Here is a 20,974-nt window from a genome sequence, read left to right as displayed (position 1 = left end):
ACCGCTAGCTCGTGGTCCAGTCGGGGTGGCCGGGCATCGCGGGGGTCTTGGCGTCGTAGAGCCAGGACCTCAGGAAGGCCGTCAGGTCCGTGCCCGCCTCCCGGGAGGCCACGGCGATGAAGTCGGCCGTGCTCGCCGACTTGTCGCGGTAGTCCGCCACCCAGGCGCGCTCGATCTTCTCGAACGCCGCCGCGCCCACCTTCTGCCGCAGCGCGTAGAGGACCAGTGCCGAGCCGTCGTAGACCATGCGGCTGAACAGCTTCGGCTCCGTGGGCTTGGCGGGCGGGCCGTAGGTCTTGCGCCACTGGTCGTGCTGCGAGTAGGTCTCGCGCATCTTCGTCTCCAGGTTCTCCCAGCCCTTCTCGGCCGCGTAGACGCGCTCGTAGAACCGCGCGTGGCCTTCGGAGAGCCAGAGATCCGACCACGTCCTCACCGTGACGCTGTTGCCGAACCACTGGTGGGCCAGCTCGTGGACCATGTCCTTCTCCGCGGACACCTCGGTCCCGGTGACGTCGCCCTCCGGGAACATCGACAGGGTCTGCGTCTCCAGCGCCACCCCCAGATCCGTGTGCGCCACAACGATTCCGTAGTTGTCGAAGGGGTATTCGCCGACCCGCTTCTCCATCCACTCCAGGTGGCCCGGCGTGCGCGTGCGGACCTTCTCCACCTTCTGCACCAGGTCGGTGGGGATCGCGTCACGCAGCGGCAGGCCGTTGGGGCCGGTTCCGTTCGTGACCGTGAACTTGCCGATCGCGATGCCGACGAGCTGCGTCGCGATCGGTTGCGGCGAGTCATAGGACCAGCGGACGCGGTTCCCGGCCACCTCGGTGCGGGACTTGAGGGTTCCGCTCGCCACCGCGGTGATGTCGGCAGGCGTGGAGACGGTGATCGCGATCGGTGCCTTCTGGCTCGGGTGGTCGTTGTTGGGGAAGACCAGCCGCGAGCCGTTGGGCTGCGGGTAGAGCACCGTTCCGTCCGGGGTGGGGATCCAGCCGTAGACGCTGATCGCGTCGCTGCGTCTGCGTTGCAGCGTGGGATCGGCGGTGTAGCGGATCACCACCTGGAAGCGCTGCTTCGCGCCGAGTGCCTTGGCCGGGGTGATCGACAGCTTGTCGCCGGTGCGCTTGGTGGTCGCGGCAGCGCCGTCCACCTTGACCTCGCGCAGCTGGTTTCCGCCGAAGTCCAGGGTGAAGCTGGTCAGCGCCTCGGTGGCCTCGGCATCGACCGTGGTGGTCGCGTCGAAGGGCTTCTTCGGGGCCTGCCAGTCGAAGTCGAGCGCGTAGCGGGTGACCTTGTAGCCGGTGTTGCCGTCGGCAGGGAAGATCGGATCGCCGAGTCCGCTGGCGGCCAGCGACGGCGTCGCGCCCAGGGACAGGGTCAGTGCGACCGTGACGCCCAGTGCGACATAACGGGGAATCTGCTTCACACCGGCTAGTACGAGGCAGCGTCGCCGGGAGTTGCTCGAAGCCGGGTATTCGTCCCAGGCGGCAAACAATCACTCGCCACCGCAACGACATTTCGGCCGCACCCGAACTTTCCTCTTCGGTACCAAGCACTTCTAGACTGGTGAGCGGGTCACCGAAGCGACATGGCCGTCCGGGCGGATGACCGCGGCGGTCACTCCCTCCCAGCCAGTCGGAAGATCGGCGTCAGTGAGGTCCAGCTCGACGGCCTTCCCCCTCGGCAGCCTGGCGAACACCGGGGACCGGCTCCCCACGATCTCGCCGTACGACACGTCCACAGCGGACAGTTTGCGCGCGAGTTCGAGCGACAGACCCGGTTGCGTCGCGATGAGTTCCGAGAGCAGCCCCCGCAAAGCCTGCCCTTCCGGCGTGAACGCCGTCATCAACGCCGTCTGCGCCGCCGTGTGCCGCAACAGCTGTTCCCCGACGGGGTGCCGTTCCGCGTGATAAGTGTCCAAAAGGGACTCTTCTGCTTCGCCGTTGAGGACCGCGGCGAGCTTCCACCCCAGGTTCATCGCGTCCTGGAGCCCGACGTTGAGCCCGACACCGCCTGCGGGGAAGTGGACGTGCGCGGCGTCTCCGGCGAGGAAGACACGACCAACGCGGTAGGACTCCGCCTGCCGGGTCGCGTTGCTGAAGGTGGACAACCACACCGGGTCCCGCATGCCGAAGTCGGTGCCGAAGACCGTGTTGCTCAACGCCCGCAACCGTTCCAGCGTCAGCCTTCCCGAGAACCCCGGTACTGTGCCGACGAAGCGGTGAGTCCCGTTGGGCAACTGGACAACCATCAGCCCACCGTCGATGCCGAACCGCGTCTTTCCCGGAGGCGCGGGTGGTTCGTCGAGCACCACGTCGCCGAGCATGCCGTAGACGGTCGCGTCCGTTCCTGGAAACGCGACGCCGATCTGCTGCCGAACAAGGCTTCTCGCGCCGTCGCAGCCGATCACGTACTCCGCGCGCAGCGTCGAGCCGCCGATGCCGACAAGCACACCATCCTCGTCCTGGGCGATCCCGGTGACCTCTACACCGCGTTCGATCCGAACTCCGAGCGCGAGCGCGTGTGCTTCGAGGAGCTCCTCAGTCCTGGTCTGCGGCAGGAAGAGCGTGAACGGGAACGGCGAGTCCAGCGACCGGAAGTCCAGGCGGGTGTCGAGTCCGGCGAAGTGACCGGACGGGATCGGGGTGCCTTCCGCGAGGAACGGGGCTTCCACCCCGCGCATGGCCAGCACTTCGAGAGTCCTCGGATGCAGCGTGAGGGCCTTGGAGTGCGGGCCGCGCTCGGTGTCGCGCTCCAGTAACAGCACGTCGATCCCGGCCAGCCTCAGCTCGCTCGCGGCCCACAGGCCCGTGGGCCCACCCCCGATGACGATGACCTGACTCATCTCAACCTCCTTGGTCAGTGACCAACACCTGCCCTCCAGTAGACTTGGTCACTGACCAAGACGCAAGGGGTGTGATGTGGCCAACACGGAGCGGCGGAACGAGATCGTGGCAGCCGCGCTGGAGCTGCTCGACGAGAAGGGCGCGGACGCGGTCAGCCTGCGCGCGGTCGCCGACCGGCTCGACGTGCGGCTGAACACGGTCTCCTGGCACGTCAAGACCAAGGCGCGGCTGCTGGAGCTGATGGCCGACGCGATCGTGGCCGCGGTCACGCTGGAGAAGCTGCCGAGGAGGTGGGACGCGCGGCTGCGCGAGCTCTCCCGCCGCTACCGCGCCGCGCTGCTCGGCCATCGGGACGGCGCACGGATCGTGGCCGGTACCTACGCGGCCGAGGAGCACACGCTGCGGATGAGCGAGGCGTTCGTGGCGACGCTGCTCGACGGTGGACTGTCCGAAAAGGACGCCGCGTGGACGACGTGGACCATCTCCTACTTCGTACTCGGGATCACACAGGAAGAACAGAACGCGCCTACGACCGAGTTCCCGGCAACCCTTTCCCCCGCAACGCATCCCGCGCTCAGCCGGGTGTTCGGCCACCTCGTCGGGGGCACGTTCGACGAGCGGTTCGACTACGGGCTGAGCCTGATCGTGAACTCACTGCGACCGGAGTGAGTGCCTCACCTCGGTCGGCCTCCGCGAGGCGAAGCAGTTGCGCGGCTGCATCCGGGTGGCGTTCCAGGACACGTTGCCGTCGTTGAACCCCTGACCGCAGGTCCGATGTGCACAGACGAGTCGACGGGCCGCTCACGACGACGTCTGCGGCCTCCCCGGCGGAGCAGCGCCTGCGCAGGGAGGCGTGCCGCGCCCCGGAGGCGTGACGGTCGCTAGGACGCTTGTCGTGGCGTGGGTGAGCCGAGGAGCCGGTGCGCGCCCACGGTGATCCGACCGCTGTCGGAGTCCGTGGGTTCGCCCGGCACCACATCCGCGACCACGCAGGTGATGTTGTCGGGGCCGCCCGCGCGCACGGCCAGGGTGATCAACCAGTGCACGGCCTCGGCCGGGTCGGTCGCGTTGAGCAGCGCCTCGCGCACGGCCTGGTCGCTGACCACATCGGTCAGCCCGTCCGAGCACACGAGGTACCGGTCCCCGAGCCGCGCGTCGACTCGGAACAGGTCCAGTTCGTAGGCGTTGCCGCTCTGGAGGGTGCGCATCAGCACCGACCTGCGCGGGTGCCGCTCGGCCTCCGCCCTGGTGATCCGGCCCGCGTCGACCAGGGACTGGACCATCGTGTGGTCGTGGGTGAGCTGGCCGAGCAGGCCGTCGCGCAGCACGTAGGCGCGCGAGTCGCCGACGTGGGCCACGGCGAAGCCGACCCCGTCCCAGAGCATCGCCGTGACCGTCGTGCCCATCCCGCGCAGCTCCGGATCGGCGTCGGCCAGCTCGTCCAGCCTGCGCGCGGCCTCGGCCACCCCGGCGCGGACGAGCTCCAGCGTATCCCGCTCCCGCAGGTCCACGCCCGCCGCCCAGGCTTCGAGATCTCCGAGGGCGGCGATCGTGGCCGCGCTGGCCACCTCGCCGAACACGTGGCCGCCCATGCCGTCGGCGACCGCGAGCAGGCACGGCGCGACCAGCGCGGAGTCCTCGTTGCCGGTCCGGTGCGGCCCCGGGTCGGAGCCGATCGCCGTCCGCAAGCTGTTCGTCATGCCACCAGTAGAGCACCTGTGAAGTCAGTTCACAAGCAACTCGGTTGTGGATGGACGCTGATACGGTGAGCGCATGAGCCAGGACGCCACCGTCAACGCGGGCGAGATCGCCAGGCTGGTCGACGTCGGCCGGGCGGCGGTCAGCAACTGGCGGCGACGCCACGAGGACTTCCCCCGCCCCGTCGGCGGCACGGCCACCAGCCCGCTGTTCTCCCTCCGCGAGGTCGAGGACTGGCTGCGGCGCAACGGCAAGTCCTACCGGCTCTCGCTGGCCGACCGTGCCTGGCAGCGGCTGCGGGCGGCGGGCGAGGACCTCCGCCTCGGCGAGCTGGTCGCGTCCGCCGCGGTGTTCCTGCTCCACCGCGAAGGCCTGTCCGCCGAAGGCTTGCCCGCCGTGAGCGAAGAGCCCGCTGACACGGAGCTGCTCGCCGCCCTGGCCGAGGAGCACGGCGCCGCCGAAGCGCTCGACCTGCTCTGCGAGCGCTACCTGGAGGCGCACTCCCGGCAGCTCGCGGTCACCCCGCCCGACGTCGCCGAGCTGATGACCCGCCTGGTCGCCGCGGACGGCGGCACGGTGCTGGACCCCGCCTGCGGCCTCGGCACCCTGCTGCTGACCGGCGCTCCGGCCCGCGCGCTCGGCCAGGACGTCAACGCGGCGCAGGCCACCATCACCTCGGCGCGCCTGCTCCTGCGCGATCGCACTTCGACGGTGGTCTGCGCGGACTCCCTGCTGCAGAACGGTTTCTCGTCGGTCCAGGCGGACGCGGTGGTGTGCGAACCTCCGTTCAACGACCGCGCGTGGGGCTACGCCGAGCTGACCGGCGACCCGCGCTGGGAGTACGGCCTGCCACCACGCGGCGAACCCGAGCTGGCGTGGGCGCAGCACTGCCTGGCAGGCGTGCGCCCCGGTGGCCTGGTGGCGATCCTCATGCCCAGCGCGGTCGCGAGCCGTCGGCCCGGCCGCAGGATTCGCGGAAACCTGTTGCGCGCCGGAGCTCTGCGCGCGGTGATCACGCTCTCCACCACGGGCTCGGACCTGTGGCTGCTGCGGCGCCCCGAACCCCACGACCGGCCGCCGTCGCACCTCGCGCTCGTGACGGCGTCCGATCCCTCCACAGTGGACATCGCGATGGACGGCGACGGCGTGCGGCGGGTGCGGATCATCGACCTGCTCGACGACGACGTGGACCTCAGCCCGGCGCGGCACCGCGGCCAGGGCGGCAGGGACCTCGGCGGCGAGTTCTCCTCGGCGCTCGACCGCTTCCGGCGGCTGGCCCCGGCGACCGAACCCGCGCTCGACGTGCTCGCGGAGCGCCGGGTCCTGCCGACGACCACCCTCGGCGAGCTGCTGAAGGCCGGGCTCGTCTCGGTGCGCCACTCGCCAGCCAGGATGCCCGACGGCGACGTTCCCGTGCTGACCGTGGACGACCTCGCGCACGGCCGGGCCCCGACCGGCACCGCCGGTGGCCCCGACCTGGTCACCGCCACCCCCGGCGAGGTGATCGCCTCGCCGCTCGGAGTGGCTCGGGTGGCCACCACGACCGTCACCCTCGGCGCGCACCTGGCGGCCTACCGGGTCGATCCCGCGCGGATGGACGCCGACTTCCTCGCCGGAGCGCTGCGCTCCGGGGACCAGCGCGGCACCCTCGGCTCCAGCCGGATCGACGCGCGCCGCACCCAGCTGCCCCGGCTCTCACTCGCCGAGCAACGCGTCTACGGCGCGGCGTTCCGGCGGCTGACCGAGCTGGCCGACACCCTGCGCGAGACTGCCGAGGCGGGGGAGGCGCTGGTCAGGCTAGGCTTCGACGGACTTGTCGATGGCAGCCTGGAACCGAGGAGCTAGCGGATGCTCGTCGCCGACCGGTACCTGCTCGACGAGCTGCCACTCGGCAGGGGCGGCATGGGCGCGGTCTACCGCGGGCACGACAAGCACCTGGACCGCAGGGTCGCGGTGAAGTTCCTCCAGCTGCCAGGAGGCCCCGACGACGAGCTGGAACGCCGCTTCGTCCGCGAGGCGCGCATCCTGGCGCGGCTGGAGCACCCGGGCGCCCCGGTCCTCTACGACTTCGGCACGGTCGACCACCGGCTGTTCCAGGTCATGCAGTTCATCGACGGCGTGACCGTCGCGGACCTGGTCGGCGAGCAGGGGCCGGTCCCGGTGCCGTGGGCCGCCTCGATCGCGGCGCAGGCGTCCGCGGTGCTCACGGCGGCGCACGCCCTGGCGATCTGCCACCGCGACCTCAAGCCCACCAACCTGATGCTGTGCCCGGACGGCAGCGTGAAGGTCCTCGACTTCGGCCTGGCCATGCTCCGCGAGAGCGACGTCGCCCAGTTCACCCGAGCCGGCCAGCTCCTGGGCACCCCGTCCTACATGGCACCGGAGCAGATCCAGCGCGGCGTCGCCGGACCGCTCAGCGACCTCTACGCACTGGGCTGCGTGCTGCACGAAATGCTGACAGGACAACAACTCTTCACCGGTCCCACGGCATACGCGATCTTCGAGAAGCAGGTGAAGGAACGACCCCCGGCGGTGCTCGGCGTGCCAACGGAGCTCAACGCGCTCGTGCAGCAGCTGCTGGAGAAGGACCCGGAGCGCCGCCCCGCCGACGCCACGGAGCTGTACGAGCGTCTGCGGCCCTTCGCCGTGGACCTGCCCGCACTGCCGGGTTTCCTGACCCCGCCGACCACGCCGAGCCCCGGACGGATGTACGCACGAATGGTGGGCCAGGCCGAGCCAATAGTGCCGTACCCCTACGGACCAACGCCCTGATTGTTCCGCACCGGGACTCATCGGACAGTGATGACGTCGCTCCCCCTGCGAGCGAAACCACCGTCCTGAAAGGAATCCCCGGTGAAGAGACCACACGCGCTGAGCGTCCTGCCGCTCGCCGTCATCGCCAGTCTCGTTGTCCCCCAAGCCCATGCAACCCCGCACTCCCCCGCCGCGAACTTCGAGGGCTCCACGGTGCCCACGCGCGGCGACGCGAGCGCGATGTTCTCCAACGGCGAGGACGCCACGGTCGAGGAGTTCCCCTCGATCATCGCGGGCCTGCGCGCGGGCGGCTCCCGTCCCCAGGGCCAGTCCTGCACCGGCTCGGTGATCGCCCCGCGCAAGATCCTGATCGCGGCCCACTGCGCGGACGCCCAGGGCGACAAGAGCTTCCTCTACGGCCTGAACGACCTCAACGCCGGAGGTGGCTTCCGCACCAACGTCGTGGAGTACAAGAAGCACCCGAAGTACGTGAACTTCGACCAGGGCTACGACGTCGCCGTGGTCACGGTCGCCGACGACATCCCGGTTCCCGGCGGCGAGTACGCCCGGTTCGCCACGTCGGCGAACGCCGGCCTTGAGGCTCCGGGCAAGAACGGCCTCGGCTTCGGCTACGGCAAGAAGGACTTCGACGACGTCCAGAAGGACGTGACCCTGGACAAGGCGACCCTGCCGATCGTCGACGGTGACCGCCAATGCCAAGGGGTGGGGGCGGGCTTCAAGTCCGCCACCATGATCTGCGCGGGCTACTCCGACGGCAGGGTGACGATCCTGCCGGGCGACAGCGGCGGCCCGTTGGTCGTTGACGGCACCATCATCGGCGTCGCCTCCTGGAGCCGCAGCGACTTCAAGTGGTACGGCGTCTACGGCCGCCTCACCAACGACATGGGCGACTGGGTCAAGGAACAGCTCGGCACGACCTCCAGCATCGCCGTCACCCCGACCTCGCTGGCAGTCGACAAGGGCAAGCACGCCTCTGCGACGGTGACCGCGACAGCGGGACCACTCGAACTCAGCGCCGCCGGATTGCCAAGCGGCGCAAAGGCCGTGTTCCAACCGAACTCGGTGCGGCCGGGCTCGGCGGCGAAGCTGACCATCGAGACCGCCCCCTCAACCCCGGCGGGCACGTACAACGTGAAGATCAACGGCACGGACGGCTCGGGTGCCGTTTCCTCGGCAACACTGTCCCTGGTGGTCGCGGGAGAGGTCCGCGTCACGGCAAGTCCCAGTGAAAGCGTTGTGCCGCAAGGTTTCTTCGCGCAGACATCGGTGACAGCGACCGGCGGTTCGGGAAACCTGACGTTGTCGGCGAGCGGGGTTCCGGCGGGCGCACGCGTCCAGTTCAGCCCCGCCGTGATCGAACAAGGAGCTAGCACACAAATGCTGGTATCAACCAGTTTCCAGACCCCTGCGGGGAGTTATCCGATCACGGTGACAGCGACCACAACTGATGGAAGCGCTGGTAGCACGACGTTCACGATGACCGTGCGACCCCTTACTTCCCCCAACTAGGCGACGTCGCCGAATCCCTTACACACCAACGATTTCACCCGCTAGTGCTTTGACAGGCCGAGGTGGTCGAGTTTCAATCGAGGTGAAGAAAGGAGGTGATTCCCCTTGGACACCCACGACTACATCACCCACCTCACCGACCACCTCGCCACCGGCCGCTCCCACCAGATGCCCGAGACCGAGATCCTGCCCATGTTGCAGGCCCTGGAGAAAGCCTCCCGGTTGATCGCGGCGGTCTCCCAGGAGTTAGCGACCCAGGCGGAGCAGCGCAGCCTGCACTCGCGGCACGGCTGCCGTGACATCGCCGCGTTGTTGCGCGGGGCGTTGAACCTGACCCCGCACGAGGCCCGCCGACGTGGGCGCCTGGTCCACGAACTCCCCGCCCTCCCTTCGACGCGGCAGGCGTTGCGGGAGGGTGCGATCACCCTCGACCACGCCCTCGCGGTCTCCGACGTCCTCCGCGCCCTCCCCGCAACGCTCCCGGTCGAGGTCACCGACGACGCCGAGAAGGTCCTCGCGGAGCAGGCCCGCTTCCTCAACCACAAAGAACTCCAGAAGGCCGGAAAACATCTCCGGGCGGTCCTGGACCAAGACGGGACGCTGGCGGAGGAGAACGAGGGCATCGCCAAGCGCTTCCTCCGGGTCTCCCAGGACGCGAAGGGGTGGGTGCACCTCACCGGCTGCCTCGATCCCGAGGGTGGCGAGGCGTTCCGGACGGCCATCCACGCGTTGTCCAAACCCCAACCCGCCGACGGCGACGTGGACCTGCGCTCGACTGACCAACGCCAGGCGGATGCGCTGGTCGCCTTGACCACCCAGGCCCTGCAAGCCGGTGACCTGCCCAAGGTCGGGGGAGAGCGTCCGCATATCAGCGTGACGATCGACTACGCCGACCTGCGCGATGGCCTGTCCTCCGGGTGGGCGTCGTGGGGTGGGCCGATGACGGCGAAGACGATCCGGCGGATGGCCTGCGACGCCAAGATCATCCCCGTGGTGCTGGACACCATGGGTATTCCCTTGGACGTGGGCCAGGCCCAGCGCACCGTCACCGGACCCCTCCGCACCGCCCTCGCCGTCCGCGACAAGGGGTGCGCGTTCCCAGGCTGCACGATGCCCGCCGCCTGGACCGACGCTCACCACGTGATCCACTGGTCCGAAGGCGGCCCGACCGCCCTGCACAACACGGTGTTGTTGTGCCGACATCACCACACGGTGATCCACGAGGGGGACTGGGAGATCGAGTTCGAGAACGGGTTGCCGGTGTTCATCCCACCTTCCTGGGTTGACCCAGCTCGACAACCTCGGCGCAATATCCGGACGGCGTGGCAGACGGTGCTGCCGACCGGCGGTGGTCGGTATGAGGTGCCGGGGTAGTGGGCTGGCGGGTCCCGGATCGTTCTGCCGCACGTAAGTGCCGTCGTCCTGGACGGGTGACCACGCCTGCCCACCGCCCGGTTCCCAGGTGGGTTGGCCTGCCGGGGCTGAGTTCAAAGATCGGTTTTCTTCAACAGCTCGTTTCACACCAACGGCGTGCCTGCCGTCGGCGGCTGATCAACTTCTTCACCGAGATCAACCACCAGGAGACCAGCCCAGGTTTCCATCCTGTCGATGCAGTACAAAGGGGTGGCCGGGCCGGTGATCGCGGTCAACGGTCCGCACTGGCCGGAGCCGAATCGGGATCGGCGGTCAGCTCCACACCGGTGCTGCGGATGTGGCGGTATTCGGCATGGGCGAGGATCAGCGCTGTCGCCAGGCCGAACAGGTTCAGCACCAGCCACAGCGAGTAGGGCACACCCTTGCTGTCGCCTTCGAGGGTCTCGTTGACCGTCACCAGTGCTGTGAGAACCGCCGACCCCAGCGGCCCGAGGAGCGGGTGGACATCGCTGATCCACAAGCACGTCCGGGCCGCCCAGTAGACGACGCACAGCGCGTGCACGAGGAGCCAGAAGAACGGCAGGAGGGCCCAGAACACCCCCGAGCCCGTCACCTCTGGTCGAAGGTGCGCGCCAACGGCGTAGAGGCCGACGGACAGGAAGACAAGCGGAAGGATGAAGATCGCCAGCCCTGCCGACATGATCCGAACCACCACGCGGACCGTCCTGCGGACGATCCGGGCCCGGCCTGGGTTGATGGCGCAGATGCCCAGCCAGAGCACCACGGCGACACCCAAGCTGAGGAAGGCCGTCTGCGCGACCTTTCCGTAGGTGTCCAGGAGCACGTTCTCCGGCAACCGCCAGTCAATGGTCGCGAAGACGACCACGAGCAGGCCGACCACCGAGCGCCAGAACGCGAGCCGGTCCAGCAGCTCGTCCCGCCGGCCGCTGCCGACGAGGGGCTTGAACACGGCCTTGGCCGTGTACCAGGGAAGCACCATCCTGATGCCGCTGACGATGCGAGCGATCGACAACCGTTGCGGCAGCATGAATTCCCCAAGTACGACGGTGATCCTCCCCTGTTATCACGCTACCGATGATCACAGTCGGGGGCAACGGGCACCTGGATGAAGCACCTTGCGGAACCACAAGAGGACGGCGTGCCGGAATGTGGTGGTCGGTCAACTGTCGGCATGCATGCTGTTCGGGTGATCGAGGAGCTGGTGCCAGAAAGCTTGTGGGAGCCGGTAGAACCGTTGTTGCCGCCACGTCCGCTGCGTCGCCATAGGCATCCAGGGCCGTTGCCAACCGACGATCGGGCCGCGTTGGCGGGCGTTGTGTTCGTGCTCAAGACCGGGATTGCCTGACGGGAACTGCCGCGCCAGGTTGCCGGATGTTCCGGAGCGACTTGCTGGCGCAGGTTGCGGGAGTGGACCGAGACCGGGGGCGTTCACGGCGGTGCACGAGCTGCTTCTGCACCGGCTCGATCTGGACACCGTGGGGGTGAATGCTTCGCATGTTCGGGTGCTCAAAAGGGGGCGGCGACGGGACCCTCGCCCGTCGATCGGGCTCGCACCGGCTCGAAACACCATGTGATCATCGAGGACGGCGATCCCATTGGCGGTCACAGTCACCGGCGGCAACCGTCACGACGGCACCCAACCGATCCCGCTTATCGAAGCCCCGCCGACGATCCGAGGCAAACACGGCTGGCCGTGGCAGCGGCCCCGTTGGCTCGACGGTGACCATGGCTACGACTACGAGCACCACCGAAACGCCTTGCGGGCAAGGTGAATCACTCCGGGTATCGCCCGCAAGAACACCGATCACGGATCAGGTCTCGGCACGGTCCGCTGGGTCGTGGAGCGCACTTTCGCCTGACTGCACCAACGCCTCCACATCCGTTAAGAACGACGAGCCGACGTCCACTATGGACTCCTCCGACTCGGATGCGTCCTGAACTGCTACCGACAACTCACAACATCATTCTGAAACGTGCCGATGCTCAGCGCGCTGAAAGGACGGGGCACAGCCCAACGAAACCCCTCACGGAGCCAGGAGGTGCCTCCACCGACGAAGACACCTCCCGGCCCACAACCAAGCGGTCAGAAGCTCAACGACCACCCGTCAAGCGACCCGACGTCGTACCGGTAGACATCCCGGACCTGGAGCTTCCAGGTCCCGTTCCGTTCCTCCCCAACGGTGTTCACGGTGAACGTCCGGTGCACTCCCTCCGGCGAGCCGACACCGCCGGAGGCGCGCAGCGGGTACTCCGTCCCACTCGGACCGATCAGGTCCACCGCGAGATCCGCCGAGTACGGGTGCACGATGTCGACCTTGACCGACGTCGTGGCCGAGCCCTTGCCCTCGCAGCCGGAGACGACCACGGAGCTGGTCACCGCCTCGCCCGCGTCCGGGATCGCCACGTCGTCGCCGTTCGCTCCGCCCGCACAGGTCGATGGGCTGCCGAACAAGGTGTGGAGCAGCTTGTTCGGCGACCCGGAACCCGGGTTCTTCACCACGTTGCTCGTCGCGTTGTCCACCAGGCCCTTCGACGCCTGGTCCGGCGTCGCCGTGGGGTTGGCCGACAGGTACAGCGCCGCGCCTCCCGCCACGTGCGGGCTCGCCATCGAGGTGCCGCTCATCGTCGCCGTGCCCGTGTCGCTGGAGTGCGAGGCCGACGTGATGTTGTTGCCCGGCGCGAAGAGGTCCAGGCAACGGCCGTAGTTGGAGAACGACGCCCGGTTGTCGGCGTTGTCCGTCGCACCCGTGGTGATCACCGCGGGGAGGCGAGCGGGGCCGGTGTCGCAGGCGTCCGCCGAGCTGTTGCCCGCCGCGACCACGAAGGTGACCCCGGCCTGCGTCAGCCTGCCGATCGCCTCGTCCCCGATCGCCGGGGTGTCGAAGGTGAAGCTGCCGTTGACCACCGCCGGTCTCTTGGCGTTCTTGGCGATCCACTCGATGCCCTCGACGCCGTCGGAGTCCGGGGCGCTGCCACCGCACCCGAGGATGCGGACCGCGACCAGCTTCACCTTCTTCGCGATGCCCCAGGTCTTTCCGCCGACCGTGCCGGACACGTGGGTGCCGTGGCCGTTGCAGTCCTGGGCGATCGGGTCCTCGTCGACGAAGTCGTAGCCGTCGGCGGCGCGGTCCTCGAACTCCGTGTGGGTCTTGCGGATCCCGGTGTCCAGGATGTACGCGGTCACGTTCGACGCCGTGGTGTTGTAGGTGTACTTCTTGTCCAGCGGGAGGTTCCGCTGGTCCACCCGGTCGATCCCGTAGGTCGGGTTGACCTGGGTGTCCGCGATGCGTGCCGTGCCGTCCTGGAAGACCTTGCGCACCAACGGGTCCGCCGCAAGGCGACGGGCCGCCGGCTCGGACAGGCCGCGGACCAGGAAGCCGTGCATCGCCGCCGTGAACACCGTCTTCACGGTGCCGCCGTAGCGCTGGGCCAGCGTCGCCGAGGACGCGGCGGCCGCCGCCGGGCCTTCCTTGAGCGAGACCAGGAAGCTACCGGGGACCGGGTTCTTCGCCGGGACGAAGTCGGCGGAGGCCGCCGCCACGGCGGGAACGCCGAAGGAGGCCAGCGAGGCCAGCAGCACCGCGATCGGGAGACGTCTCATCTTGTCCCTCCACAGTGGACTTAAAGGGCCGGGGTCCTGGGTCAGAACGCGATGGACCAGGAGTCGATCGTGCCCTCGTCGAAGCGGTAGTGGTCACGGACCTGGAGCTTCCAGGTGCCGTTGCGGTCCTCCGCCGTGGTGTCCACCGTGAACGTCTGGTGGATCCCGTCACGGGAGTTCGCGCCGCCCACCTTCTTCAGGCTGGTCACCGCACCGCTGGGGGCGATGAGGTCCACCGACAGGTCGGCCGTGTACGGGTGGGTGATGTCCACCTTGACCGCCGCCGTGGCCGAGCCCTTGCTGTCGCAGCCGGAGACGACCACGGAGCTGGTCACTGCCGCGCCCGCGTCCGGGATCGCCACCTTGTCACCGTTGGCCGCGCCGTCACAGGTCGGGGTTCCGCCGCCACCGCCGATGAAGCCGGTGTAGAGCAGCTTGTTCGGCGAGCCGGAGCCCGCGTTCTTCACCACGCCCGCCGTGGCGTTGTCGGTCAGCGCCTTGCCGACCTGGGCAGGCGTCGCGGAGGTGTTGGCCGACAGGTAGAGCGCGGCCGCGCCGACCACGTGCGGGGTGGCCATCGAGGTGCCGCTGATCGTGTTGGTGCCGCCGTTGTTCCACGTCGAGGTGACGCTGGAGCCCGGAGCGAAGATGTCGAGGCAGGTGCCGATGTTGGAGAAGGAGGACCTGGTGTCCTGGCTGTCGGTCGAGCCGACGGTCAGCGCCTCCGGCGTGCGCGCCGGGCTGGTGCCGCAGGCGTCCTTGCCGTTGTCGTTGCCCGCCGCGACGCCGAACGTCACACCGGACTGGATCGCCCTGCGGACCGCGTCGTCCACCGACGAGCTCGCGCCGCCGCCGAGGCTCATGTTGGCGACAGCGGGCTTCACCGCGTTCTTGGCGACCCAGTCGATGCCGCCGATCACCTGGGACCACTGGCCCTGCCCCTGGCAGTTGAGCACGCGGACGCCGACCAGCTTGACGCCCTTGGCGACGCCGTAGGTGGCGCTGCCGACCGTGCCAGCCACGTGGGTGCCGTGGCCGTTGCAGTCCTGGGCGACGGCGTCGTTGTCGATGAAGTCGTAGCCGTCCACCGCCCGGCCGCCGAAGTCCGGGTGCGTCTTGTGAATCCCGGTGTCCACAATGTACGCGGTGACGTTGGACGCGGTGTTGGCGTAGCTGTACTTCTTGTCCAGCGGCAGGTTCTTCTGGTCGATCCGGTCCAGACCCCAAGTCGGGTTGGTCTGCGTGCCGTAGCCGTACGCGTAGCCGTCCTGCTCCACGTAGGCGACGGCCGGGTCGGCGGCGAGGCGCTTGGCGGCGCGCTCGTCCATCTTCGCGGAGAAGCCGCGCAGGGCGGCGGTGTAGTCGCGCTGGACCTGGCCGCCGACCTTCGCCGCGAGGTCCGCGGAGCTGATGCCGGGGCCGTCCTTGAGAACCACGATGTAGCTGCCCGTGACCGAGCCGGGCTGGTTGGCGTTGCGGATCGGGCCTTCGGCCGGGGCCGCTGCCGCCTGGCCGGTTGTGACAGCCAGCACGCAGACACTGCTGGTCAGGCACGCGGTGAGGACTCCGCGCAGGGTTTCTCGTCGCATGGGGATGTTCTCCGTTTCGCGCCGGAGGCGGATGGCTGCCGGGCAGGGAGGTGCAGGGAGCTAACTGACAGCCACGTAGGCATCACCATCCGGCGGGTACTCCGGTCCGAACAATCCGGGTAGGCATACGTAGGCCTACCCAACTTTCGCTACCTACTGATTCCGCCCGCCCGGAGGTGGACCGTGACGACGCTGCTGCGGACAGGATCGCCGGTGTTCGTCGGGCGTGGCCCCGAGCTGGACGCGCTGGGGCGTGCACTGGGCAGCGACGGTGCGGCGCTCGCGGTGGTCGAAGGCGAGGCCGGGGTGGGCAAGAGCCGCCTCGTGCGCGAAGCACTGAACGCACAACAGGACCACACGGTGCTCATTGGTCATTGCCAGCCGTTGCGCGAGCCGTTTCCTTACGGGGCGGTACTTGATGCCCTGCGTGGAGCAACTCTCGCGACCGTTCGGCCCAGTGCGATCACTGGCGTGCTGCGGCCGCTCGTGCCCGAGCTCGCGCACCTGCTGCCGCCCGCACCCGAACCCACCGGTGACGCACGATCGGAGCGGCACCGGCTGTTCCGTGCGGTGCGCGAGCTCCTCGCCGCGCTCGGCCCTGCGACGTTGGTGATCGAGGACCTGCACTGGGCCGACAGCGGCTCGCGCCACCTGTTGCGGTTCCTGGTCACCGATCCGCCACCGGAGCTGACCGTGGTCGTGACCTTCCGGCGGGCGGAGATCCCCGGCGGGATGCCCTTCGGCAGCGCCTGCCGGCCACCGGACGGGATTCCCAGCGCGCTGATCGCGTTGCGTCCCTTCGACGTCGCGGAGGTCCGCGCGCTCGCGTCGGCGATCCTGGGCGAGGACCGGGTCTCCGCCGAGTTCGCGGCGACGTTGCGCGAGCGCACGGCCGGAATACCTTTCGTGGTGGAGGAAGTCCTGCGCGCCAACCCAACGGGAACCGCGCTCGAAGTTCCCGCGCTGCTCCGGGAGGCGATGCTGGAGCGGCTGGCCGACCTGCCGATCACCGCGACCCGGATCGCCCAGGCCGCCGCCGTGCTCGGGGTGCCGGAGACCGCCGAGGTCCTCGGTGAGGTCGCCGGACTGACGCACCAGCGCTGCCGCACGGCCTTGACGCACGCGCTCGGCGCCGGAGTCCTCCGAGAGGTGGGCGAATGCCGCTACGGGTTCCGGCATCCACTGGCACAACAGGCGGTCTACGACACGCTCGCCGGACCGGATCGCCACGAGCTGCACATCCGGGCGTTGCGCGTCCTGCGGACCCGTGAACCTCAGCCGTTGGTGCGCCTGGCGGAGCACAGTCGCCGGACCGGGCGGCTCGCCGCCTGGCTGCGCTACGGCGAGGCCGCCGCCGAACAGGCGAGCGAGTCCGGCGACCACGCCACCGCGACGGATCTGTTGCAGCGCTTGCTGGAGGAGCCGGACCTGGCCGCCGAGGACGTGAACCGGCTCGCCGTGCGGCTAGGTCAGGCCGCGCACGTCGGCATCGACCAGGTGGACCCGATCGCGACGCTGCGGCGGCTGCTCGGCGACCGCAGGCTGGCCACGGCCGTGCGTGGTGAGGTGCGGTTGTTCCTCGGCATGCTGCTGATCCGGCAGGCGAACGACCTCGCCGCGGGCCGGGCGGAGGTCGAGCTCGCCGTGGGTGAGCTGACCGAACGGCGCAACCTCGCGGTCAAGGGCGTAGCCGTTCTGGCGCAACCGTTTCTCGGGTCGGCACCGCTGGAGGCGTTGCTGCCGTGGATGACGCAGCTGGAGGAGGCGTCCGCCACGTGCGAGGACGGTGAGCTGCGGATGTCGTTGCTGGCCAGTCAGCTCGGCGCTCGGCTGCACACCGGTGAGGCGCGCGTGGCGGAGTCGCTCGCCGCGTTGCCCGACGACGCCGCCACGCACGGCGAGCAGCGGCAGCTGGCGCGGGCGCACTGCAACCTCGCGGACGCCTGCGCCTCGATCGGCCAGTACGAGTGGGCCGGGCAGCTCCTGGTCAGCGGACTCCGGTTGGCGGTGGACTGCGGCGCCCCGTTCATCGCCAGCACCGCCCGCGCCACCCGCGCCCGGCTGGACTGGTTCACCGGGGAGTGGTCGGGCCTGCGGGAGCGCTGCACGCGGCTGCTCGACGAGTACCACGACCTGTTCCCGGTGGCCAGCGAACTGTCGCTGGTGCTGGGGTCGCTCGCGGTGGCGCGCGGGGAGTGGGACGAGGCCGCGCGGTGGTTCTCCGCGACCGGGGTGGCGCAGCCGCGCGACGCCATCGGGCCGGTCGCGATCGACGCCTTCGCCGGTCTGGTCAGGATGTGGCTGTCGCGTGGCGAGCCCGACCAGGCCGTCCGCGTGGCCGACGACGGGCTGAAGCTGTTGCGGGGCAAGGGGATCTGGTCGTGGTCCGGGGACATCGCCCCGGTCGCGGTCACGGCGCTGCTGGCCGTGGGGCGCGAGCACGAGGCGTACCGGTTGGTTGACGACCTGGAAACCGGGCTGAGCGGTCTGGACGCTCCGCTGCCCGCGGCCGCGCTGGTCACCTGCCGCGCGCAGCTGGCGGAGTCGCGGGGCGACCGGGCGACCGCGATCGCGCTGCACCGAGAGGCGACGGGGCTCTACGAGAAGATCGGCGCGCCGTACTTCGCCGCACTGGCAACCGAACGGGAGCTGGTGTGCCGCGTCGACGCGGGCTCGGCGCCGGTCGACGAGGAGCTGTCGGCGCTGGCCGACACCTTCGACGACTTCGGAGCGACCAGGGACGCGGCCCGGTGCAGGCACCTGCTGCGCGCTCTCGGCGGCGGCAAGCCGTCGCGGCGCGGTCGGCGTGGCTACGGCAACGAGCTGTCCCCGAGAGAGCAGGATGTAGCTCGGTTGCTGGCCCAGGGCAGGACGAACAGGGAGATCGCCGAGGTGTTGTTCCTTTCCCCACGAACCGTCGAGCAGCACGTCGCGCGGGCGCTGCGCAAGCTCGGCGTCAGTTCGCGCGGGGAGCTGCTGACGTGACCGACGGGCCGCGCATGGTGCGGATCGACCAGTGGAACGCGTTCGGGGTCAACAGCATCGGCGCCGACGCGGCCCCCTTCCCGTTGTCGATCGAGGTCGTGCCCGCCGGTCCTGACGGCACGTGGACGGTGCACGGGACGGCGGCGACGACCTACGACCTGGTGGACGCGCTGCCGTGGCGGGAGACGGTCGCGGTGCTCAACATCGGCCAGAACAGCTGGATGGACGAGGAGCTGCGCAGCCTGCCGCCGAGGGAGATCGCGCGAGGGCAAGGGGTTCCGGCGCAGGCGCACGACGTGAGCTGGACCTCGCGCCGGGGCGCCCCCGCCAACGACCTGCTGGTGCTGGCCCGGCGGGACCTGCGCCAGTTCTTCGCGGACTGGAGTCTCTACGACGTCGACATCCTGGACTGGGACGGCGTGCTGACCGAGCAGGACGCCGAGGAGCTGGCCCTGGCGGTCAACTCCCGCGACGACGACGCGGCGCTGCTGCCCGCGCTTCCCCGCTGCCGCACCCATCTGCGCACCCACGACGACTGCTACCTGACCGTGCGGAGCCTGGACTCCTCCGTCCCCGCACGGGTTCTCGCCCGGCTGCTGGCGTTGTTCGCCGCGAGCGCGCTCGGCATCGAGGACGGCGGGACGATCACCGAGCCGCCGAGGGAGCTGGCGGCGGGGCTGCTGGAGCGCAGCCCGTTCTGGACCGGGCGGATCACCGGGACGGAGCAGTACGGGGTGGAGATCGGCCTCGCCCCGCAGGGCTGGCGGCCGAACGGCCCAGTGCCGAGGGCCTTCCCCGTCGGCGTGCGGCTGGACCGGGTGACGGGGCTCTGGACCCAGGAGTGGAACGGGGCCGGTGACTGAGCAACCACCAGTCACCGGCCCCGGGTCGTGCCGGGCTACTTCAGCCCGTTGCTCATCGAGGTGATCAGCTCACCGTTGGCGGTGTCACCGCTGAGCTCCCAGAAGAAGGCGCCACCGAGGCCCTGGTTCTTCGAGTAGCTCATCTTGCCGCCGATGGTGGCCGGGGTGTCGTAGCTCCACCACTCGTTGCCGCACTTGGCGTACGCGGTGCCACCGACCGTTCCCGTCGCGGGGCAGCGGGTCTTGAGCGTCTTGTAGTCGGCGATGCCCGCCTCGCCCTGGTCACCGGGGGCCGGTCCGGTCGCACTGCCACCGGGCGCGTCCTGCGTGACACCGGTCCAGCCGCGACCGTAGAAACCGATGCCCAGCAACAGCTTCGCGGACGGCACGCCCTTGCCCTTGAGCTTCTGGATCGCCGCGTCGGAGTTGAAGCCGTCGGCGGGGATGCCCGGGTAGGCGGTCAGCGGCGAGTGCGGGGCGGTCGGGCCCTGCGGGGTGAAGCCGCCGAAGTAGTCGTAGGTCATCACGTTGTACCAGTCGAGGTACTGCGCGGCCCCGCCGTAGTCGGCCTTGTCGATCTTGCCGTTGTTGCTGCCGTCGGCGGTGATCGCCGCGGTGACGAGGTAGTTCTGGCCGAAGCGGGCGCGCAGCGCCTGCGCGAGGTTCTTGAACGAGGAGAACCCGCTGGTGTCGCAGGTCAGACCGCAGGCGTTGGGGTACTCCCAGTCGATGTCGATGCCGTCGAAGACATCGGCCCAGCGCGGGTCCTCAACGAGCTTGTGGCAGGACTCGGCGAAGGCGGCGGGGTTCTGCGCGGCCTGGCCGAAACCGCCGGACCAGGTCCAGCCGCCGAAGGAGTACAGGACCTTGATGTGCGGGTACATCTTCTTCAGCTTGCGCAGCTGGTTGAAGTTGCCGCGCAGGGCGCCGGTGTCCCAGGTGTCGGCGACGCCGTCGACGCTGGCGTTGGCGTCGTAGAACTTGCCGGTGTCCGCGTCGGCGTCACCGAGCACGCACTGGCCGTTGCTGACGTTGCCGAAGGCGTAGTTGATGTGCGTCAGCTTGGCGGCTGAGCCGGAGGTGTGGATGTTCTTCACGTGGTAGTTGCGGGCGTAGACCGTCCACTGCGCGAAGTACCCGAGGTTGATCTTGCTGCCGGGACCGGGCGGCGGGGTGCTGGTCGAGGTCACCGGCGGCGGCGTGGTGGTCGTGGTCGGGGTGCCGCCGGTGCCGTCACAGGAACCGCCGTCGATGCGGCAGTAGATCGGCGAGCCGGAGTCACCGGTGTAGCTCACGTTGAAGCCGAAGCTGACCGACGCGCCGGGCGCGACGTTGCCGTTCCAGGTGTTCTTCACGGTGACGCGGGAGCCGTTGGTGGTCTTGTTGCCGTCCCACACCGAGCCGACGGTGTGCCCGGCTGGCAGCTCGAACTCCACGCTCCAGGAGCTGATGGCCGAGGTCCCGCCGTTGCTGATGGTGTACTTGCCCTCGTAGCCCGAGCCCCAGTCGGAGGACTTGGAGAACGTGGCTTTCACCCCGGTCGCACCACTGGCGGGCGCGACCACGACGAGACCGAGGACCAGAGCGGCTACCGCCGCGAACAACGCTGTCAGATGCCATCGAACCTTGGACATCGTTCTCCTCATCACGGCCGGGCGGCGGCGCGGATGGGTAGCAACATGTGGTTTGGACCACTGCCGGGTCAAGGTCTAG

The 20,974-nt window shown here is 69.4% G+C and carries 14 protein-coding genes and 1 pseudogene; 8 read left to right on the top strand and 7 right to left on the bottom strand.

Annotated features, from left to right (window positions below):
* Positions 1-4 precede the first annotated feature (4 nt).
* Both ACFFQA_RS32935 and ACFFQA_RS32930 read right to left on the bottom strand, forming a co-directional pair.
* Positions 5-1,426: a M1 family metallopeptidase gene (locus ACFFQA_RS32935; RefSeq protein WP_377860760.1), complete on the bottom strand. Its 1,422-nt coding sequence runs from the start codon at positions 1,424-1,426 to the stop codon at positions 5-7.
* A gap of 132 nt (positions 1,427-1,558) precedes the next feature.
* Positions 1,559-2,845: an FAD-dependent monooxygenase gene (locus ACFFQA_RS32930; protein WP_377860759.1), complete on the bottom strand. Its 1,287-nt coding sequence runs from the start codon at positions 2,843-2,845 to the stop codon at positions 1,559-1,561.
* Between the two features lie 76 nt (positions 2,846-2,921).
* Between ACFFQA_RS32930 and ACFFQA_RS32925 the strand changes: the two genes are divergently transcribed.
* The gene (locus tag ACFFQA_RS32925) at positions 2,922-3,515 is read left to right on the top strand and encodes a TetR/AcrR family transcriptional regulator C-terminal domain-containing protein (protein WP_377860757.1); all 594 of its coding nucleotides are present in this window, start codon (positions 2,922-2,924) and stop codon (positions 3,513-3,515) included.
* Between the two features lie 212 nt (positions 3,516-3,727).
* Here the strand turns inward: ACFFQA_RS32925 and ACFFQA_RS32920 are convergent, their stop codons facing one another.
* Complete coding sequence (locus tag ACFFQA_RS32920) at positions 3,728-4,546, bottom strand: PP2C family protein-serine/threonine phosphatase (RefSeq protein ID WP_377860755.1); 819 nt, start codon at positions 4,544-4,546, stop codon at positions 3,728-3,730.
* A gap of 73 nt (positions 4,547-4,619) precedes the next feature.
* Between ACFFQA_RS32920 and ACFFQA_RS32915 the strand changes: the two genes are divergently transcribed.
* From ACFFQA_RS32915 to ACFFQA_RS32900, 4 genes are all read left to right on the top strand, one after another.
* Positions 4,620-6,389 (top strand): N-6 DNA methylase, encoded by a 1,770-nt coding sequence (locus ACFFQA_RS32915; protein WP_377860753.1) that lies wholly within the window; start codon positions 4,620-4,622, stop codon positions 6,387-6,389.
* A 3-nt stretch (positions 6,390-6,392) separates the two neighbouring features.
* Positions 6,393-7,316, top strand: coding sequence for a serine/threonine-protein kinase (locus ACFFQA_RS32910; RefSeq protein ID WP_377860751.1), 924 nt, complete (start codon positions 6,393-6,395; stop codon positions 7,314-7,316).
* An 81-nt stretch (positions 7,317-7,397) separates the two neighbouring features.
* A complete protein-coding gene (locus tag ACFFQA_RS32905; RefSeq protein ID WP_377860749.1) occupies positions 7,398-8,828 on the top strand; it encodes a trypsin-like serine protease in 1,431 nt (476 codons plus the stop codon).
* Positions 8,829-8,933: 105 nt separating this feature from the next.
* Positions 8,934-10,202 (top strand): HNH endonuclease signature motif containing protein, encoded by a 1,269-nt coding sequence (locus ACFFQA_RS32900; protein WP_377860747.1) that lies wholly within the window; start codon positions 8,934-8,936, stop codon positions 10,200-10,202.
* A 271-nt stretch (positions 10,203-10,473) separates the two neighbouring features.
* On the opposite strand, the gene ACFFQA_RS32895 is transcribed toward ACFFQA_RS32900, so the two are convergent.
* Positions 10,474-11,250 (bottom strand): hypothetical protein, encoded by a 777-nt coding sequence (locus ACFFQA_RS32895; protein ID WP_377860745.1) that lies wholly within the window; start codon positions 11,248-11,250, stop codon positions 10,474-10,476.
* Between the two features lie 144 nt (positions 11,251-11,394).
* Between ACFFQA_RS32895 and ACFFQA_RS32890 the strand changes: the two are divergent.
* Positions 11,395-12,193 (top strand): annotated as a pseudogene (locus ACFFQA_RS32890) (IS5 family transposase).
* A gap of 113 nt (positions 12,194-12,306) precedes the next feature.
* Here the strand turns inward: ACFFQA_RS32890 and ACFFQA_RS32885 are convergent.
* Positions 12,307-13,824 carry a S8 family serine peptidase gene (locus tag ACFFQA_RS32885; RefSeq protein WP_377860743.1) on the bottom strand — a complete coding sequence of 506 codons (1,518 nt, stop codon included), beginning with the start codon at positions 13,822-13,824 and terminating at the stop codon, positions 12,307-12,309.
* 41 nt (positions 13,825-13,865) lie between these two features.
* Positions 13,866-15,413 carry a S8 family peptidase gene (locus tag ACFFQA_RS32880; protein ID WP_377860741.1) on the bottom strand — a complete coding sequence of 516 codons (1,548 nt, stop codon included), beginning with the start codon at positions 15,411-15,413 and terminating at the stop codon, positions 13,866-13,868.
* A gap of 183 nt (positions 15,414-15,596) precedes the next feature.
* Between ACFFQA_RS32880 and ACFFQA_RS32875 the strand changes: the two genes are divergently transcribed.
* Both ACFFQA_RS32875 and ACFFQA_RS32870 read left to right on the top strand, forming a co-directional pair.
* Positions 15,597-18,398, top strand: a complete 2,802-nt coding sequence (locus ACFFQA_RS32875) for an ATP-binding protein (RefSeq protein WP_377860740.1) — start codon at positions 15,597-15,599, stop codon at positions 18,396-18,398.
* Positions 18,395-19,261 carry a hypothetical protein gene (locus ACFFQA_RS32870; RefSeq protein WP_377860738.1) on the top strand — a complete coding sequence of 289 codons (867 nt, stop codon included), beginning with the start codon at positions 18,395-18,397 and terminating at the stop codon, positions 19,259-19,261. Before ACFFQA_RS32875 ends, ACFFQA_RS32870 begins: the two co-directional genes overlap by 4 nt.
* 35 nt (positions 19,262-19,296) lie before the next feature.
* On the opposite strand, the gene ACFFQA_RS32865 is transcribed toward ACFFQA_RS32870, so the two are convergent.
* Complete coding sequence (locus ACFFQA_RS32865) at positions 19,297-20,895, bottom strand: glycosyl hydrolase family 18 protein (RefSeq protein ID WP_377860736.1); 1,599 nt, start codon at positions 20,893-20,895, stop codon at positions 19,297-19,299.
* Positions 20,896-20,974: the final 79 nt, after the last annotated feature.

It is taken from the genome of Allokutzneria oryzae, from assembly GCF_042429765.1.
Lineage (GTDB): Bacteria > Actinomycetota > Actinomycetes > Mycobacteriales > Pseudonocardiaceae > Allokutzneria > Allokutzneria oryzae.
The sequence above is the reverse complement of the archived record's forward strand: the minus strand, read 5'-3'. Positions and strand labels throughout refer to the sequence as shown.

Excerpts from the sequence above, each read along its gene's own strand:
- ACFFQA_RS32915 (WP_377860753.1), top strand. The coding sequence starts at position 4,620 with ATGAGCCAGGACGCCACCGTCAACGCGGGCGAGATCGCCAGGCTGGTC.
- ACFFQA_RS32930 (WP_377860759.1), bottom strand. The coding sequence starts at position 2,845 with ATGAGTCAGGTCATCGTCATCGGGGGTGGGCCCACGGGCCTGTGGGCC.
- ACFFQA_RS32910 (WP_377860751.1), top strand. The coding sequence starts at position 6,393 with ATGCTCGTCGCCGACCGGTACCTGCTCGACGAGCTGCCACTCGGCAGG.
- ACFFQA_RS32920 (WP_377860755.1), bottom strand. The coding sequence starts at position 4,546 with ATGACGAACAGCTTGCGGACGGCGATCGGCTCCGACCCGGGGCCGCAC.
- ACFFQA_RS32880 (WP_377860741.1), bottom strand. The coding sequence starts at position 15,413 with ATGCGACGAGAAACCCTGCGCGGAGTCCTCACCGCGTGCCTGACCAGC.
- ACFFQA_RS32865 (WP_377860736.1), bottom strand. The coding sequence starts at position 20,895 with ATGTCCAAGGTTCGATGGCATCTGACAGCGTTGTTCGCGGCGGTAGCC.
- ACFFQA_RS32885 (WP_377860743.1), bottom strand. The coding sequence starts at position 13,824 with ATGAGACGTCTCCCGATCGCGGTGCTGCTGGCCTCGCTGGCCTCCTTC.
- ACFFQA_RS32895 (WP_377860745.1), bottom strand. The coding sequence starts at position 11,250 with ATGCTGCCGCAACGGTTGTCGATCGCTCGCATCGTCAGCGGCATCAGG.